The following is a 1368-nucleotide window of genomic DNA, read 5'->3' as shown; positions in this document are numbered from 1 at the left end:
CGGCCGCAAAGAAAGTAAGCAAAGAAAGCGGCTTCACACCGCCAGCCTATAAGCGGGTCCCCCGCGCAGCCACGGTAGTGGTGCATCTGGAATCAGTGTTCTCGCACATTCCGCGTGAGTGACAAGGGCGTCATTCTTCCGGCGGCGCTGCGCGCGCCGTCGCGGATTTGATGGGCTTGTGGTCACACTCCATGCGAATTGCAGCGATTTCTGTGACTGTTTTCCTACTGTACTGACGGCGTCAGCGGGCACGCGTCTTTATACTCCAGCGCTCCATCGACCCTACGGAATTTCTTGATGCGAGTCGCCGTCATTAGCGCCTACTACAAAGAGCCGCTTCACGTTTTGCGGAGATGTCGCGAAAGCGTCCGTGCACAGTCCGGTGATGTGACTCATTTTATGGTCGCCGATGGATTCCCTGTCTCCGACATCGATAGCTGGGAAGGTGTGATCCACATCAAGGTTCCCAATCACGCCGACTATGGGGACACGCCTCGCGGCGTCGGCGCCGCTTGCGCGTCCGCCAGTGGATTTGATGCCATCTGTTTTCTTGATGCCGACAACTGGTACGAGCCAAACCACGTCGAAGCGATGCGCATGATCGTCGAGGAAACGGGGGCGCAGGTGGTCACGGCGACGCGAAGGATATTCACGATCGACGGCCGCATGCTTGGCGTCTGTAAAGAATCCAACGGCGTCGATTTCAATGATACGAACTGTTATTTTCTGACGCGCGCCGCGTTTCCCGCGTGCTCGGCATGGCTTTTCAAGGATGCGCACGAGAGCATCGTCGGCGACAAGGTATTCTGGAACGCCGTGCAGACTGGTGGCTACACGCGCGCCCACGCAATCACGCCGACCCTCTGCTACGTGAGCACGCTCGCATTCCACTTCGAGATGTTCGGAGAAATCCCGCCCGACGATTCAAAGGTCATTGTGAAAATGAAGGGCGACCGGCATTTCCGGATGATCAGTTACGCGCAATGCAAGGCGATGGGCGGCGTGCGCGGCTGCTAGAGGCGACACTGGACGGACAAATTTTCGCCGGCGTACAGGTTGCGTCCAGCGCCAACAACAGCGCATCAAACGCTGACGGCAGCGCAACCGAAAGTCCTCTACGACGTCTCGCCGAGGCGAAGCCGATGGCCCCCCCCAGCGCGCAAACGAAGCCACTGGTTTCCAGCGAACCGTTCCGGCGAGCACGAAGTGCGAGGCGGGAAGGATGACACCCTTGTCACCGAGGCCGAATGCGCGAGAACCCGGATTCCAGATGCACCACTACCGCGACTGCGCGAGAGACCCACTTATAAGCTGGCGGTGTGAAGCCGCTTTCTTTGCTTCCTTTCTTTGCGGCGGCAAAGAAAGGGA

General features: G+C 58.7%; 1 protein-coding gene. It reads left to right on the top strand.

The genetic code is table 11. The annotated features are described in order from the left end of the window. Positions 1 to 297: 297 nt before the first annotated feature. A complete protein-coding gene (locus tag PQR42_RS45450) occupies positions 298 to 1017 on the top strand; it encodes a glycosyltransferase (protein WP_408393935.1) in 720 nt (239 codons plus the stop codon). Positions 1018 to 1368: the final 351 nt, after the last annotated feature.

The organism is Paraburkholderia sediminicola (assembly GCF_046027355.1).
GTDB classification, from domain to species: Bacteria; Pseudomonadota; Gammaproteobacteria; order Burkholderiales; family Burkholderiaceae; genus Paraburkholderia; species Paraburkholderia sediminicola_B.
The sequence above is the reverse complement of the archived record's forward strand: the minus strand, read 5'-3'. Positions and strand labels throughout refer to the sequence as shown.

Coding starts and splice junctions, on each gene's coding strand:
- PQR42_RS45450 (WP_408393935.1), top strand. CDS start 298: ATGCGAGTCGCCGTCATTAGCGCCTACTACAAAGAGCCGCTTCACGTT.